This is a genomic window from Polaromonas sp. (assembly GCF_049790275.1).
In the GTDB taxonomy this organism is placed as follows: Bacteria; Pseudomonadota; Gammaproteobacteria; order Burkholderiales; family Burkholderiaceae_C; genus Polaromonas.
The window spans coordinates 21,199-36,874 of sequence record NZ_JBAQYR010000056.1; the positions used below are offsets into that span (position 1 = coordinate 21,199).

Genomic DNA, 15,676 nt, shown 5'->3' on the forward strand with positions numbered 1-15,676 from the left:
GGCGAGCGGCGGCCTGCAAGGTGCAGCGCATTACGCGAAGCGAAAAGCGTGGGGGCCATTCAAGCGATGGTGCGCATGGTGCACATGAGTTCGGCCTCGCAGACCATATTGCCTTCGACATGCGCCGTGCCCTTGAACTTGAACACACCGGCCTTGAGACGGTCCAGCGTCAGCTCCATGATCAGTTGGTCACCCGGTTCCACCGGCCGCTTGAAACGGGCACCGTCTATGCCCGCAAAGTAATACACGGTCTTGTCATCGGGCGTCACGCCCTGCATGTCGAAAGCCAGCAAAGCGGCTACTTGGGCCATGGCTTCAAGCATCAGCACGCCCGGCATCACCGGCCGGTGCGGGAAGTGCCCGGTGAAAAAAGGTTCGTTGATCGTGACGTTTTTCAGGGCCTTGATGCGTTTACCCTTGTCGAGTTCAAGCACGCGGTCCACCAGCAAAAAGGGGTAGCGGTGCGGCAGCTGCTTGAGGATTTGGTGAATGTCCATCATGATTTTTCTTGTTTCTTTCCAAAGGCTTTTTCGGTCGTTTGCTCCAGCGCCTTAAGGCGTTCACGCAAAGCGTGAAGATGCTTGAGCGTGGCTGCATTTTTTTCCCACTGCGCATTGTCGTCGATGGGAAACAGCCCGGTGTAATGCCCCGGCTTGTGAATTGATCGCGTGACCACCGAAGCAGCCGAAACATGCACATGATCGGCAAGGCTCAAATGCCCCAGCACCACGGCGCCCCCGCCCACCGTGCAGTGCGCACCGATGGTGGCGCTACCCGCCACCCCCACGCAACCGGCCATGGCGGTGTGCCGGCCGATGCGCACGTTGTGGCCTATCTGCACCAGGTTGTCCAGCTTGACCCCGTCGTCGATCACCGTGTCCTGCAACGCGCCCCGGTCAATGCAGGTGTTGGCGCCAATCTCCACATCGTTACCGATGCGCACAGCCCCCAGTTGCTCGATTTTCTCCCAGCGGCCGTCATGGGGGGCGAAACCGAAGCCGTCGGCACCGATCACGGCGCCCGGATGCACGATGCAGCGCTCTCCAAGGGAACACCCGTCTGCCACCGTCACACGGACCGCCAGATGGGTACCGGCGCCGATGCGGACGTCGCTGCCAATCACGCCATGTGCGCCTACACGAACGCCTGGACCCAACACCGCATGGGCGCCCACGCAGGCAAAGGCGTCCACCGTCACATCGGGTGCCAGCTGTGCCAGGGGATCGATGAAGGCGCTGGGGTGCACGCTTGCCATGGGAGGCGGTTGATGGCGCTGCTTCCAGAGCTGGGTGATGCGGGCAAAGTACAGATAAGGGTCATGGACGATGATGCAGGCTCCGCGCTGCATGGCGGGTTCTGCAGCAGCCGGTCCCACCACCACGCAGGCAGCAGCGGACTGGCCGAGCTTGCTCTGGTATTTGGGATGACTGAGGAAGGTGAGCTCGGCGGCTCCGGCAGATTCGAGCGGGGCGAGCCTTTCAACCAGGACATCCGGGTCTCCCACCAACCGGGCGTCAAACTCGCCAGCCAGCGATGCAACAATGTCCCCGAGTCTGAGCGTCACACCTGGCTTGTCCCTGAATGCTTATTTGCTGGCGTTGAGCGCCTTGATGACCTTGTCGGTGATGTCATGCTTCGGACTGACGTAGACCGCCCCTTCCAGGATCAGGTCGTACTTTTCAGACTCGGCCACCGCTTTGACAACCTTGTTGGCGCGCTCAATGAGCTGCTGCAGTTCTTCGTTCTTGCGCGAATTGAGATCCTCCAGGTGCTCCCGGCGTTTGCGCTGGAATTCCCTGTCCTGTTCCACCAGTTGCTTCTGGCGTGCAATACGCTGGCTCTCCGAAAGCGTCGGCGCTTCGCGCTCGAACTTGTCTGCCGCCGTTTTGAGCTGGGTTCCGAGGTCGGTAATCTCTTTGTCGCGCTTGCCGAACTCCTGCTCCAATTTGGCCTGGGCTGCTTTGGCGCTGTTGGCTTCGCGGAAGATGCGGTCAATGATAACGACGCCGACCTTGAACTCCTGAGCGCCCGCCGCAAACGCGGCCAGTGTCATCACGGCCGCCAGGAAAAACTTGTATGAGGAATACTTCATTAGAAGGATGTACCAATTTGGAATTGCAATCTCTGGATTCTATCTGTTGGCTTCTTGTTCATCGGATGGGCAAACGCCAACCGCAAGGGACCCAGGGGAGAAATCCAGCTGACACCGAAACCTGCCGACGTACGCAGCTCGCCGAGATCGTATTTTTCCTTCTCGCCGAACACATTGCCCGCATCTACAAAACCGAAGAGCCGCAAGGTCCTGTCGTTGCCGGCACCAGGGAAAGGCATCAGGACTTCGGCATTCAGCGTGATTTTTTTCGGTCCGCCGATGGAGTTGTCCTGGCTGTCGCGGGGACCCAGGGTGCCTGGCTCATAGCCGCGCACAGAACCCAGACCACCTGAATAGGAATTCTTGAACACCGGGAAAGGTTGTCCATTGAGGCCTTTGCCCCAACCCAGTTCAGTGTTCAGGGCGACCGTGAATTGCTTGTTCAGCGGAATGTATTGCTGGAACTGATAATTGGCGCGCAGGAACCTGGCGTCCCCCGCGATGCCCCAATCGCCATAAACGCGCTGGAACCGTCCTTTGGTGGGCACCAGGGCACTGTCCCGATCATCTCTCGTCCAGCCAATGGTCAACGGGACTGAATTGCTTTTGGCACCAAAGTCCCGAATGTAGTCCTGGTAAACCACCGGTAGATTGGTTCCGGAAATCTCAATCTGCTCCAGTCCTGCGCCAAAATAAACCGTGTCCACTTCGCTGAAGGGCACACCAAAACGCACACTGCCACCGGTGGTTTTGATCGCGTAGTCGGTGTTCACCACACCAAGCTGGCTGCTGTAGGGACGCGAGGTTCGGGTGTAAAGATCGAAAGTACGCGAAATGCCGTCAGCCGTGAAATAAGGGTCAACGGTGCTCAGCACCAGCTGACGGTTGTATTTTCCGGTGTTGACTTCCAGCCCCATGTAGTTACCGGTACCGAACGCATTTTCCTGCTTGAAACCAAAGATGAGCGACAGCCTGTCGGCGCTGGAAAAACCGGCACCGAGCTGCAGATTGCCGGTGGGTTTTTCCACCACGGCCAGGTTCAGGTCCACTTGGTCCGGCGTACCAGGCACTTCCTGCGTGTCGATGTTGACCTCGGTGAAGTAACCCAGGCGGTCCACCCGGTCACGCGAGAGGCGGATTTTGTCGCCGTCGTACCAGGAGGCTTCAAACTGCCTGAACTCCCGGCGAACCACTTCGTCACGCGTGCGGTTGTTGCCACTGACGTTGATGCGGCGCACATAAGCCCGGCGCGACGGATCGCCCTGCAGGACAAAAGCCACGCGGTTGTTGGCCCGGTCAATTTCGGGACGCGCTTCGACTTTCGCGAAGGCAAAGCCGAAACTACCGTAATACTCCGTGAAAGACTTGACGGTCTGGGCCACCTGGTCCGCGTTGTAGGCTTCGCCGGGTTTGATGGTCACCAGGGACTTGAATTCTTCGTCCCGATCCAGGAAGTTGCCTTCGAGCTTGACACCGGACACGGTGAAGCGTTCACCCTCGGTGATGTTGATGGTCACCGAAATATCCTGCTTGTTCGGGGAAATCGCCACCTGGGTGGAGTCGACCTTGAACTCGAGGTAGCCGCGCGTCAGGTAGTAAGAGCGCAGGGTTTCGATGTCGGCATTGAGCTTGGCACGTGAATAACGGTCGGATTTGGTGTACCAGCTCAGCCAGCCGCCGGTATCCAGGTCGAACAGGCCACGCAGTGTGGATTCGCTGAATACCTTGTTTCCGACGATGTGGATTTCCTTGATCTTGGCGACATCGCCTTCGGTGACGCTGAAAGTCACATTGACCCGGTTGCGTTCGATCGGTGTCACCGTGGTCAGCACCTCGACGCCGTACAGGCTTCGGTTGATGTACTGGCGCTTGAGTTCCTGCTCGGCCCGGTCGGCCAGCGCCTTGTCGAAGGGCCGGCCATCGGCCAGACCAATCTCGCGCAGAGCTTTCTTCAGCACTTCCTTGTCAAACTCCTTGGCGCCGACGAAATCCACGTCGGCCACTGTTGGGCGCTCCTCGACGATCACCACCAGCACATCCCCGCTGACTTCGAGCCGGACATCCTTGAACAGGCCCAGCCCGAACAGGGCCCGGATTGCGCCTGCGCCCTTGTCGTCGGTGTAGGTTTCTCCCACCCGAAAGGGCAAGGAAGCAAAAATGGTCCCCGGCTCCACGCGCTGCAAGCCTTCGACCCGTATATCGCGCACGGTGAAAGGATCCACGGCCCAGGCCGCATGCGCGATGAGGAAACTGGCCACAATCGCGGAAACGCTGCGGACTTTGAATCGTTTGTTTTGTTTTTGCATGAAAAGTACGGAATTAACCCAAAAGCCGGGAGACATCGTTAAACAGGGCCACCGACATCATGCCCAGCAGGATTGCAACACCTCCGCGCTGCAGGCGGTCCATCCAGGCTTCAGACACGCCTTTGCCGGTGATCGCCTCCCAAAGATAATACATCAGGTGTCCCCCATCCAGAACCGGCAGCGGCAGTAAATTGAGCACGCCCAGGCTCACGCTGATCAGCGCCAAAAAGAGCAGGTACGCCGTCCAGCCGATGGACGCAGATTTGCCGGCGTAGTCGGCAATGGTCAGAGGCCCGCTGAGGTTTTTCAGCGAAGCTTCGCCAATCAGCATCTTGCCCATCATCTTCAGCGTCAGCACGGAGACCTGCCAGGTGCGGACCACCCCGTTCCACAAGCCGTCGATTGGCCCATAACGCACCGTGACCATCGCAGGCGGTGCGCCCACATAAGCGCTGATCCGACCAATGGACTGGCTACCTTCCTGCCGGACCTCGGGCGTGACCGGCAGGGACAGGGCCTGCCCTGCCCTCAGGATGTGCCAGGTCTGGGTCGGGCCTTGCGCCAGGGAGGCCGATGCCCGGATGACTTCACGCAGTTGCTGACCATCGACCACGACGCGGTCGCCAACACGAAGCACCACGTCGCCGCTGCGCAAGCCTGCTTTTTCCGCCGCCCCGCCCGGCATCAGTTCGCCGATGACCGCCTGTGTCCACGGTCCGACGATGCCGATCTTGCGAAACAGCTGCGCATCGGCATCCGCGGCCTGCAGCTGGCTCAACGGCAGCACGACACTGCGTGTCGGCACAGGATTCGCGTCCGCCCCCCGCGGCTGCTCGCCATCCGGGCTGACCAGCAGCTGTACATCGCGGCCGCTGAGCGCACCCTGCGTCAGCCGCCAGCGCAGGTCTTCAAAGGAGCGCACATCCTGCAGGTCTTCGTCTCCGAAAGCCGCCTGCTGCACCCGTTCGCCGCCACGCAAACCGGCAAGCTCCGCGATCGAGCCTGCCACGGGGCTGGCCAGGATGGCTTGGGGCTCCTGCAAGCCGCTCCAGTTGACAACGGCATACAGGACAATGGCCAGCAGCAGGTTGGCGGCCGGGCCCGCAGCAACCACCGCGGCACGCGCGCGCAAAGGTTGCGTGTTGAAGGCCAGGTGCCGCTCCGCGGGATCGACCGGGCCTTCCCGTTCGTCAAGCATCTTGACGTAGCCCCCCAGCGGCAGCAGGCCGATGGAAAACTCGGTGGGTCGACTCCTGAGCCGCCAGGTGTAGATCGGCTTGCCAAAGCCCACGGAAAACTTCAGGACCTTGATGCCGCAGGCGACAGCCACGCGGTAGTGGCCATACTCGTGGACAGCAATCAGGATTCCCAGGGCAACAACAAAGGCGACCAAGGTCAGCATGGCAAAACTCCTGTCAAGTCGCCAGATTCCCGGCGATTCTGGTGGCTGCGGCACGCGATTGGGCATCCAGCGCCAGCAAGTCCCCTATCCCACGGATTTCAGAGACGTTCACGGAATCCAGAGTTCCACGGTTCACCGCATGAATCTGGTCGAAACGAATGCGTTTTTCAAGAAAGGCAGCCACCGCAATTTCATTGGCGGCGTTGAGCACCGCTGTGGTGCCGACCGGGGCATTCAGCACCTCCCAGGCCAGTGGCAGCCCGGGGAAATGCTCGTCATCGGGCACCGCAAAAGTCATGGTGGCCAGCGCCCGGAAGTCGAGGGCCTGCGCACCCGAAGAGATCCGGCCAGGCCAGGCCAGGCCGTAGGCAATGGGTACCCGCATGTCGGGCGTGCCCAGCTGCGCCACCACCGAGGTGTCGCGGTACTGAACCATCGAATGGATGATGCTTTGCGGGTGAATCACCACCTCGATCTGCGCCGGCGCCAGACCGAACAGGTAACGGGCCTCGATCACTTCGAGGGCCTTGTTCATCATGGTGGCCGAGTCCACCGAGATCTTCCGGCCCATGACCCAGTTGGGGTGGGCGCAGGCCTCGTCGGGCGTGACATCGCGCAGGGTGGCTGGTGCGCGGGTGCGAAACGGCCCGCCAGAAGCGGTCAGGATGATCTTGTCGATGCGTTCAGCCCAGGCCGCCGGGTCCTCCGGGAGGGACTGGAAAATCGCCGAATGCTCGCTATCAATGGGCAGCAGCTGGGCTCCGCCCTCGCGCACGGCCTGCATGAACACTTCACCGCCCACCACCAGCGCCTCCTTGTTGGCCAGCAGCAAACGCTTGCCGGCACGCGCCGCGGCCATGCAGGGCGCCAGCCCGGCCGCCCCAACGATGGCGGCCATCACGGTGTCCACGCCATCATCAGATGCTATTATTTCAAGAGCATCTGGCGCAAGCAGTACCTCGGTTTGAAGCCCGTTTTCCTTCAGGCTTTGGGCCAGAACGCGGGCATGCGGCGCACTGGCCATGACGGCGTAGCGTGGTTTGAAGCGGATGCATTGCGCCAGCATCAGGTCGGTCTGTGTGGCCGCGCTGAGCGCAAAAACCTCAAAGCGGTCCGGATGGCCGGCGATCACATCCAGTGTGTTGACCCCGACCGAGCCGGTCGAGCCCAGCACTGTGATGCGTTTTTTCATGGATGTCATAGCCCTAGACGGTCAGCAGCATCATGGCCAGCGGCAGCACAGGCAGGAGCGCATCGACGCGGTCCAGCACGCCGCCGTGGCCTGGCAGCAGGCCGCTGGAATCCTTGGCACCCGCGCTGCGCTTGATCAGTGATTCGACGAGGTCACCCACCACACTGAGAGCGGCCAGGAAAATCATGGACAGCAATGTCAGCGCCAGGCCGTGCTGCGCGGCCAGGCGCGCATACAAACTTTCTCCTGTGGTGTCCAGTACCAGCCAGGCGATACACAGCAGCAGGACACCAACCATGCCGCCCCAGACACCTTCCCAGCTTTTGCCGGGGCTGATCGCGGGGGCCAGCTTGCTTTTGCTGAAGCGTCCACCCAGGGCCTTGCCGGAAAAATAAGCACCGATGTCGGCAACCCAGACGAGCAGCAGCACCGACAACAGGAACTCGATGCCGATGAAGCGCGCCTGTGCCACAGCCAGCCACGCGAGCCAGAGCGCCAGTATGCCGCCGACCAGGCGCAGGGCCCGCGGGATGCGCGACCAGCCTGCCACTCCGCCACGCAGCAGCCAGGACCCCGCCAGCACCCAGGCTGCGCCAGCCAGCCGCCAGAGCAAAGGCAGGGTCTGATCGAGCAGGCCCAGATCCCAGGACATGCCGCACAGCACCACGCAGGCAAAACCGGCCAGCAACGCGCTGAGTTGGTCGTAGCCATTGAGGCGCGCCCATTCCCACGCGCCGGCCGCAATCAGCACCAGGGCCACCAGGGCGAACGGCACCGGGGTGCGGTAAAACAGCGCCGGCAGCAGAATGGCCAACATGACAAGCGCAGTGATGACACGTTGCTTGAGCATCAGGCGGCCTTCATGGTGGGGTCGCGCGGGTCCGGAACAACTTGCGCGGAGGTTTGTCCGAAGCGTCTCTCCCGGCTGCGGTAAGCCGCGATCGCTTCATCGAGTGCCGCGTCGTCGAAATCAGGCCAGAGCTTGTCGGAGAAGTGCAGTTCGGAGTAAGCTGCCTGCCAGAGCAGGAAGTTGCTAATGCGCAGCTCGCCACCAGTGCGGATCACGAGGTCCGGATCCGGCACATGGGCCAGCGCCAGTGCACGGTCCAGTGCCATTTCTGTGATTTCCCGACCTTCGGCAGCGAGCTTGCGTGCCGCCTGGGCAATGTCCCAGCGGCCGCCGTAGTTGAAACACACATTGAGAACCAGTCGCTGGTTGTCTGCGGTGGCCTGCTCTGCCTGATCCAGCCCGGCCTTGAACTTGTCGGACAGACGCTGCCTGTCGCCGACAAAATGCAGCTGCACACCATGGGCCTTGAGCGAGGGCACTTCCCGCGCCAGCGACAGCCCCAGCAGCTCCATGAGCCCGGAGACTTCTTCCGGGGGCCGGTTCCAGTTTTCGGATGAAAAGGCAAACACCGTCAGCACGCCGATGCCGCGCGCCATGCAGGCCTGCACGCAGCGATTCAGCGCGCCCACACCCTGCTTGTGCCCGGCAATACGCGGCAGGAAGCGACGCGTGGCCCAGCGACCATTGCCATCCATCACGATGGCAACGTGGTGCGGAACGGCGACGGAATTTGTTTGAGCCATGTCGGCAGTCAGTCACTACGCACGGCGCGCGTGCATGGTGGCAGTTGACTTTTCAAGCAGGGGCCGCGGGTCCGGCTTTGACGGCCCGCAGGCGCAGCGGCCCCCTCGGGGGGCAGGGAGCTACACGAAGTGAGCGACCGTGGGGGCAATCTAGACCGCCATGATGTCTTGTTCCTTGCCCGCGACCAGCTTGTCGACTTCTGCAATGAAACGGTCGGTGAACTTCTGCACTTCGTCGTGGGCCCGGCGCTCGTCGTCTTCGGAAGCCAGCTTGTCCTTCACGAGTTTCTTGACGCTGTCATTCGCGTCGCGGCGCAGATTCCGGATGGCGACCTTGGCATGTTCGCCTTCGGCACGGACCACCTTGGTCAGCTCCTTGCGGCGCTCTTCGGTCATGGCCGGCATCGGCACGCGGATCAGGTCGCCCTGGGACGCCGGGTTGAGGCCAAGGTCAGAGTCGCGAATGGCTTTTTCGATCTTGGCCCCCATGCCCTTTTCCCACGGCGCAACGCTGATGGTGCGGGCATCGAGCAGCGACACGTTGGCCACCTGGCTGATCGGCACCATGGCGCCGTAATAGTCCACCTGCACGGTGTCCAGCAGGCCGGGGTTGGCTCGGCCGGTGCGGATCTTCGTCAGCGCATGCTTGAAAGACTCCACCGATTGCTGCATTTTCTGCTCGGCCAGGCTCTTGATATCGGGAATGCTCATGATGAAAATCTCCGGAGGATTCTTGTTCTGCAAAGGAATGGCATGCGCATCGGCAGGCTTCAGACGTGGACCAGTGTTCCTTCGTCTTCGCCTTGCACCACGCGCTTGAGCGCACCGTGCTTGAAGATGCTGAAGATCTTGATCGGCAGTTTCTGGTCACGGCACAGTGCGAAGGCGGTGGCATCCATCACTTCGAGGTTCTTGCCCATGGCTTCGTCGAAGGTGATGTTGGTGTAACGTGTAGCCGAAGGATCTTTCTTGGGATCTGCGCTGTACACGCCATCGACCTTGGTGGCCTTCAGCACAATCTCGGCACCTATCTCCGCGCCGCGCAGGGCGGCGGCGGTGTCGGTGGTGAAAAAAGGATTGCCGGTGCCCGCGGCGAAAATGACAACCTTGCCCTCTTCAAGGTACTGCAAAGCCTTGGGGCGAACATACGGCTCGACAACGCGCTCGATGCCGATGGCCGACATGACGCGCGGTGTCAGGCCCGCCTTGTCCATGGTGTCGCCGAGTGCCAGCGCGTTCATCACGGTGGCCAGCATACCCATGTAGTCGGCGGTGGCACGGTCCATGCCCACCGAACCGCCCGCCACACCGCGGAAGATGTTGCCTCCGCCGATCACGACAGCCACTTCCACGCCCATGCGGGTCACTTCGGCAATCTCCTCGACCATGCGCACAATCGTCGCACGGTTGATACCGAAGGCATCGTCTCCCATCAAGGCTTCGCCTGAAAGTTTCAACAAGATTCGCTTGTAGGCTGGCATGAGGGGAGTTCCTGTCGTTTTTATCGGCGTAAGTTTAGCGGCCTTTCGGGTCAGCGGGTGCAATCAGGCGGCTTTGGCGGCAGCCACCTGGGCAGCAACTTCAGCAGCAAAATCGTCGACCTTTTTCTCGATGCCTTCGCCGACGACATACAGCGTGAAAGCCTTCACGGTCGTGCCTTTTTCCTTGAGCATCTGCTCGACGGTCTGCTTGTCGTTCTTCACGAAGGGCTGGTTGAACAGGGACACCTCCTTGAGGTACTTCTGAACACCGCCTTCAATACGTTTGGCAACAATTTCGGGCGATTGCACCGGCTTGCCGGCAGCGGTGGCCACAGCGGCGTCCTCGGCAGCCTTGGCCGCAGCGACCGAACGCTCGCGGGCCACTAGCTCGGCAGGCACCTGGTCGCTCGACAGCGACACCGGCTTCATGGCGGCCACATGCATGGCAACATCCTTGGCGGGTACTTCGTCGCCTTCGTACTCGACCACCACGCCGATGCGCGTGCCGTGCAGGTAGGAAGCCAGCTTGCCGCCTTCAAAGCGCTTGAAGCGGCGCACGCTCATGTTTTCGCCGATCTTGCCGATCAGGCCCTTGCGCACGTCTTCCACTGTCGGGCCGAAACCGTCCAGACTCAGAGGCATGACGCCGATTGCGCCCACATCAGCCGGATTGTTCTTGACGATGCCCTTGACCACCGCATCGGTGAAAGCCAGGAAGCTGTCGTTCTTGGTGACGAAGTCGGTTTCACAGTTGATCTCGACCAGCGCGCCCACGGCACCTTCGCTGTGGAAAGCGATCACGCCTTCAGCGGTGATGCGGGAAGCGGCCTTGCCGGCCTTGTTGCCCAGCTTGACACGCAGGATTTCTTCGGCTTTTTCGAAGTTACCGTCGGCCTCGGTCAGGGCCTTCTTGCACTCCATCATCGGTGCGTCGGTTTTTGCGCGCAACTCTGCGACCATGCTTGCTGTGATTGCCATCTTCAATTCTCCGTGTGTCGTGTTGACTTCAAATAAATAGGGGTGCCTTTTGAACAAGGCTGTGAAAAAGGGGCTACGCGAGCCCCTTTTTCGCGTCAGGCGCAGGGCCGCAACGATCAGGCTGCAGCGTTTTCCACTTCGACGAATTCGTCGCCGCTCTCGGCCGAGACCATCTTCACAACGTCGTTGACCGCATTGGCGCGGCCTTCGATGATGGCGTCAGCAATGCCACGGGCATACAGCGCCACGGCCTTGGACGAGTCGTCGTTGCCGGGAATGACATAGTCAATGCCGATGGGCGAATGGTTGGAGTCAACCACACCAATCAGCGGGATGCCCAGCTTCTTGGCTTCGAGCACGGCGATCTTGTGGAAACCCACGTCGATCACAAAAATCGCGTCAGGCAAGGCATTCATGTCCTGGATGCCGCCGATATCTTTTTCCAGCTTTTCCATTTCGCGCTTGAAGGTCAACTGCTCTTTCTTGCTCAGGGTGTCGAGGCCGACTTCCTGCTGGGCCTTCATTTCCTTGAGGCGCTTGATCGAGGTCTTGACCGTCTTGAAGTTGGTCAGCATGCCACCCAGCCAGCGCTGGTCGACAAAAGGCACACCGGCGCGGCGCGCTTCGGTGGCAACCAGTTCGCGGGCCTGGCGCTTGGTGCCCACCATCAGGATGGTGCCGCGGTTGGCGGAAAGCTGCTTGGCGAACTTCATCGCGTCCTCGAACATCGGCAGCGATTTTTCGAGGTTGATGATGTGGATACGGTTGCGATGGCCGAAGATATACGGGGCCATCTTGGGATTCCAGAAGCGGGTTTGGTGACCGAAATGGACGCCGGCTTCCAGCATTTCACGCATGCTAATTGACATAAGTAACTCCAAAGGTTGTGTCTAAAATCAGCGCTTATCGCCTGCAAACCTTGAAAAAGCTTCGCGGGCAACACCTTGAATGGCTGATTTGCGATTTATTGCGCGGTGGCCGAATTGCCTTTCGCACAACCCACAGAGTATAACATCCCTGCCAGTCAGCAGTCCCCATCCGGAGACCGCCGCACCCTGGCAGGCGGAATTCGCACCGCCTTGGCAATCTCACCTTCAGTATAAAAATGATAGCTGCCTGCGCCCGGTTGGCATGGGCTGCAGGCCCAACTGACCATCCATCCATGAATTACCCCCTTTCCGCTACTCATCCTGGCCCATGGCGGGTCACCCCATGAGGGTTGCGGTCATCGGCGCCGGCATCATCGGCATCACCACCGCCTGGGAACTCGCCCAGGACGGCCACGAGGTCACCGTTTTCGAGCGCCGCGGCGCGGCCGCCGAAGAAAGCAGTTTTGCCAATGCCGGCGTGGTGGCTCCGGGCTACGTCACCCCTTGGGCTGCACCGGGCATGCCGGGCAAGGTGTTGCGCCACCTGCTGGGTCGCCACGCACCGGTCCGGCTCAGCCTGCCCCTGTCCGGCAGTGAGCTGGCCTGGATGTGGAAGTGGTGGCGCGCGTGCCGGCTGGAAACTTACCTGGCGAATCGGGGCCGGATGCAGCGCCTGGCTTTTTACAGCCGCGCACGCCTGCACCAGCTCACCGCCGAACGGCAACTCGAATACGACCGCAGCCCCGGTTACATGGTGCTGCTGCGCGCCGAACAGGACGCCCTGCTGGTCGAACCCGGCCTGCAGGTGCTGCGTGAGGCCGGCGTGGCTTTCCGGCAAATCGGCTCGGACGAGGCGCGCCGGATAGAACCGGCCCTGAATCCGGACACCGCCCTGCTGGGCGCCATTCATCTGCCCGACGACGAAGTGGCCAATTGCCGCCAGTTCGCGCTGCTGCTCAAGACTGAAGCCCAGCGTCTGGGCGTGAAATTCGAGTTCAATGCGACCGTGGCCCATATGGATCGGGCGCAACCAGCTACCTTTTTAATAGCAGGCGAAGCAACGCCGCGGAACTTCGACGCGGTGGTCCTGTGTGCCGGACTGGCTTCGGCGCAACTGCTTCGGCCCCTGGGCATCAAGATTCCGATGGCGGCGGTGTATGGCTACTCCGTGAGCGCACCCATCCGCGAGCCACTGAACGCGCCTCGCAGCGCGCTGATGGACGAGCGGTACAAGGTCGCCATCTCGCGCATGGGCAACCGCGTGCGCGTGGCCGGCAGCGCCGAGATCGGTGGTGCGCCGGACAAAAAGCGCGCCGCATCCATCCAGACGCTGTACAAAGTGCTGCAGGACTGGTTTCCCGGGGCTGCCCACACCTCCAACCCGGCCGCCCATGTGCAGGAATGGAAAGGCGCCCGGCCCATGCTGGCGGACGGCCCACCCATCCTGGGCGCCAGCGGCCTGCCCGGCCTGTGGCTCAATCTCGGCCACGGCTCCAGCGGCTGGGCACTCAGCTGCGGCAGCGCGCGGGCCGTGGCCGACCTGATTGCCGGCAAAACGCCGGACATCGACATGGAAGGGCTGAACCTGAGCCGGCTCAAGGCCCCAAGCACCTAAAAAGCACCTAAAAAGCACCTAAAAAGCGCCTGAAGCGCCCACAATCAGCCCATGCAAGCCCTCTCCAGCGCCCTCAGCCTGCCGCTCCATGGCGTGGCGGCGACCCGTCTGCTGGAACAGCAGACGGCAGCCGGCCTTGCACCGCACGCGCTGATGCAGCGCGCCGGACTGGCCAGCGCTCGCCTGAGCCTGGCGCTGGCGCCGCACGCACAACACATCTGGATCGCCTGCGGCCCGGGCAACAACGGTGGCGACGGCCTCGAAGCGGCCATGCACCTGCACCAGTGGGGGAAGAATGTGACCGTGACCTGGCTGGGCGCGCAGAACCAGGCCAAAGTGCCGGCCGATGCGCTGGCCTCGCTGGTGCGGGCGCGCGCAGCCGGTGTTCCGTTTGCAAAAACACCCCCGTCCGGCTTCGACTTCGCGATTGACGCGCTGCTCGGCATAGGCGCCGCACCCCGTCTGGCCCACGCCGCCGGCCAGGCCGATTTGCTCGGCGAATGGCTGGCCCTTCTGCGCGCCACCGGCCAACCCGTTCTGGCGCTGGATATCCCGAGCGGACTGGACGCCAGCACGGGGGCTGATCTTGCTCCTGAATCAATAGCAACTGGCGCCCGTCCGGAAAGGGCTGGAGGCCGATTTACCTTGACATTCCTGACGCTGAAACCAGGCCTGTTCACCGCCGCCGGCCGCGACCTGGCCGGGCAGGTGTGGTGGGACGACCTGGGTGTCGCGCCAGCGCCCACCGCAGCACCTGACGCCTGGCTGCTGGGCCAGGACCGCGCGGGCAGCCATAACCGGGCCCTGGCGGCGCATACCAGCCACAAAGGCAGTTTTGGAGATGTCGCCATCGTCGGCGGCCAGTCCGGCACAGACGGCGCAATACACATGAGCGGCGCGGCCCTGCTGGCCGGACGTGCCGCCCTGCATGAGGGTGCCGGACGGGTGTTTGTGGCCCTGCTCGGCCAGGCCGTCCTCACGGTGGATCCGCAGCAGCCCGAACTGATGTTTCGCAGCCCGGCTGCGCTGGACCTGAAAACCCAGGTGGTGGTTTGCGGCTGCGGCGGCGGCGAGGCGGTAGCAGGCGTTCTGCCACAAATTCTCTCCGCCGCCCCGGCCGCCGTGCTGGACGCCGACGCGCTCAATGCCATTGCCCGGGACACGCAGCTGCAAACCCAGCTCCATGCGCGCCGGGGCCGCGCTTACCGCACAGTCCTGACGCCGCATCCGCTGGAGGCGGCGCGCCTGCTCGGCAGCAGCGCGGCCACCGTGCAGGCCGACCGCCTGGCGGCCGCGCAACAACTGGCCGAAGAATTCGGCTGTGTGGTGGTACTCAAGGGTTCGGGCACAGTGATCGCCGCGCCCGGCGAAATCCCGGCCATCAACGCCACAGGCAATGCACGCCTGGCCACGGCGGGCACCGGTGATGTGTTGGCAGGCATGGTCGGTGCCTTGCTGGCTGGCGGTTACACGGCATTCGGCGCTGCCTGCACGGCCGTTTTCCAGCATGGCCAGCTGGCCGACAACTGGCCAGCCAGCCACCCCGGGCAGGTACTGACGGCTTCCCTGCTAGCCCAGAATCATCAGGCCGATCTGCAGCAGGAGCAGCAGCACCAGCGCTGACAGGTCCACCCCGCCTATCGCCGGGATGACTCGGCGCAGCGGCGCCAGCAGGGGTTCGGCCAGCCGGCCGAGCAGGCTGTACATGGGCGAACCGGGCTGCAGCCAGGAAATGATGGCGTACACCAGCACCACGACAAAGGCCAGTTGCAGCGCCACACGAACCAGCATCTTGAGCGAAGCCAGCAGCAGCGCCGGCAACATGGCCGCAGTCAGGTTCAGCAAAGCGCCAAAAAGGGCCGCCCAGAGCAGCGCGTACACCAGCGTCAGCAGCAGCGCAGCCAACAGGCTGGCCCAGTCCACGCGCGATTGCACCAGTGCCTTGGGCAACACTCGCCGCAGGGGTTTGACCAGCCAGTCGGTCACGGCCATCACAAAATAACCCGGCTGCGCACTCATGTTGATGCGCAGCCGGTTCATCCAGGCACGCAGCAGCGCGGCCCCGATCAGCACGAAAAAAAGGGTTTCCAGCAGGAAGGACAGGATGCGGATCAGCATGTTTTTTCAGTCCCGGTTTTTGATGGCGCC

The 15,676-nt window shown here is 62.2% G+C and carries 15 protein-coding genes; 2 read left to right on the forward strand and 13 right to left on the reverse strand.

The genetic code is table 11. The features are described 5' to 3' along the window. Nucleotides 1-59 precede the first annotated feature (59 nt). From fabZ to rpsB, 12 genes are all read right to left on the reverse strand, one after another. On the reverse strand, nt 60-500 hold the full coding sequence (fabZ, locus tag WA904_RS08240; protein ID WP_425196644.1) for a 3-hydroxyacyl-ACP dehydratase FabZ: 441 nt from the start codon (nt 498-500) through the stop codon (nt 60-62). Then, nucleotides 497-1,564 (reverse strand): UDP-3-O-(3-hydroxymyristoyl)glucosamine N-acyltransferase, encoded by a 1,068-nt coding sequence (gene lpxD / locus WA904_RS08245; protein ID WP_425196645.1) that lies wholly within the window; start codon nt 1,562-1,564, stop codon nt 497-499. The genes fabZ and lpxD overlap by 4 nt, the downstream gene beginning before the upstream one ends. A gap of 21 nt (nt 1,565-1,585) precedes the next feature. After that, nucleotides 1,586-2,092, reverse strand: coding sequence for an OmpH family outer membrane protein (locus WA904_RS08250; protein ID WP_425196646.1), 507 nt, complete (start codon nt 2,090-2,092; stop codon nt 1,586-1,588). Next, nucleotides 2,092-4,398, reverse strand: coding sequence for an outer membrane protein assembly factor BamA (bamA, locus tag WA904_RS08255; protein WP_425196647.1), 2,307 nt, complete (start codon nt 4,396-4,398; stop codon nt 2,092-2,094). Before bamA ends, WA904_RS08250 begins: the two co-directional genes overlap by 1 nt. Before the next feature lie 13 nt (nt 4,399-4,411). Next, complete coding sequence (gene rseP, locus WA904_RS08260) at nt 4,412-5,800, reverse strand: RIP metalloprotease RseP (RefSeq protein WP_425196648.1); 1,389 nt, start codon at nt 5,798-5,800, stop codon at nt 4,412-4,414. Nucleotides 5,801-5,813: 13 nt separating this feature from the next. Next, the gene (gene ispC, locus WA904_RS08265; RefSeq protein WP_425196649.1) at nt 5,814-7,001 is read right to left on the reverse strand and encodes a 1-deoxy-D-xylulose-5-phosphate reductoisomerase; all 1,188 of its coding nucleotides are present in this window, start codon (nt 6,999-7,001) and stop codon (nt 5,814-5,816) included. Nucleotides 7,002-7,005: 4 nt separating this feature from the next. Then, nucleotides 7,006-7,842: a phosphatidate cytidylyltransferase gene (locus WA904_RS08270; protein WP_425196650.1), complete on the reverse strand. Its 837-nt coding sequence runs from the start codon at nt 7,840-7,842 to the stop codon at nt 7,006-7,008. Continuing rightward, entirely contained in the window at nt 7,842-8,585 is a 744-nt protein-coding gene (gene uppS / locus WA904_RS08275; RefSeq protein ID WP_425196651.1) for a polyprenyl diphosphate synthase, read from the reverse strand. The genes WA904_RS08270 and uppS overlap by 1 nt, the downstream gene beginning before the upstream one ends. 150 nt (nt 8,586-8,735) lie before the next feature. Then, nucleotides 8,736-9,296 carry a ribosome recycling factor gene (gene frr, locus WA904_RS08280; RefSeq protein WP_425196652.1) on the reverse strand — a complete coding sequence of 187 codons (561 nt, stop codon included), beginning with the start codon at nt 9,294-9,296 and terminating at the stop codon, nt 8,736-8,738. Nucleotides 9,297-9,355: 59 nt separating this feature from the next. Further along, on the reverse strand, nt 9,356-10,066 hold the full coding sequence (gene pyrH / locus WA904_RS08285; RefSeq protein WP_300536184.1) for a UMP kinase: 711 nt from the start codon (nt 10,064-10,066) through the stop codon (nt 9,356-9,358). A 63-nt stretch (nt 10,067-10,129) separates the two neighbouring features. Then, nucleotides 10,130-11,044 (reverse strand): translation elongation factor Ts, encoded by a 915-nt coding sequence (tsf, locus tag WA904_RS08290; RefSeq protein WP_425196653.1) that lies wholly within the window; start codon nt 11,042-11,044, stop codon nt 10,130-10,132. A 116-nt stretch (nt 11,045-11,160) separates the two neighbouring features. Further along, nucleotides 11,161-11,913 carry a 30S ribosomal protein S2 gene (rpsB, locus tag WA904_RS08295; protein ID WP_425196654.1) on the reverse strand — a complete coding sequence of 251 codons (753 nt, stop codon included), beginning with the start codon at nt 11,911-11,913 and terminating at the stop codon, nt 11,161-11,163. Between the two features lie 343 nt (nt 11,914-12,256). Between rpsB and WA904_RS08300 the strand changes: the two genes are divergently transcribed. Further along, nucleotides 12,257-13,528: a D-amino acid dehydrogenase gene (locus tag WA904_RS08300; RefSeq protein ID WP_425196655.1), complete on the forward strand. Its 1,272-nt coding sequence runs from the start codon at nt 12,257-12,259 to the stop codon at nt 13,526-13,528. Nucleotides 13,529-13,579: 51 nt separating this feature from the next. Further along, complete coding sequence (locus tag WA904_RS08305) at nt 13,580-15,151, forward strand: NAD(P)H-hydrate dehydratase (protein ID WP_425196656.1); 1,572 nt, start codon at nt 13,580-13,582, stop codon at nt 15,149-15,151. On the opposite strand, the gene WA904_RS08310 is transcribed toward WA904_RS08305, so the two are convergent. Further along, complete coding sequence (locus WA904_RS08310; RefSeq protein ID WP_425196657.1) at nt 15,098-15,646, reverse strand: YggT family protein; 549 nt, start codon at nt 15,644-15,646, stop codon at nt 15,098-15,100. The two genes, WA904_RS08305 and WA904_RS08310, sit on opposite strands and share 54 nt — an antisense overlap. Between the last annotated feature and the right edge of the window lie 30 nt (nt 15,647-15,676).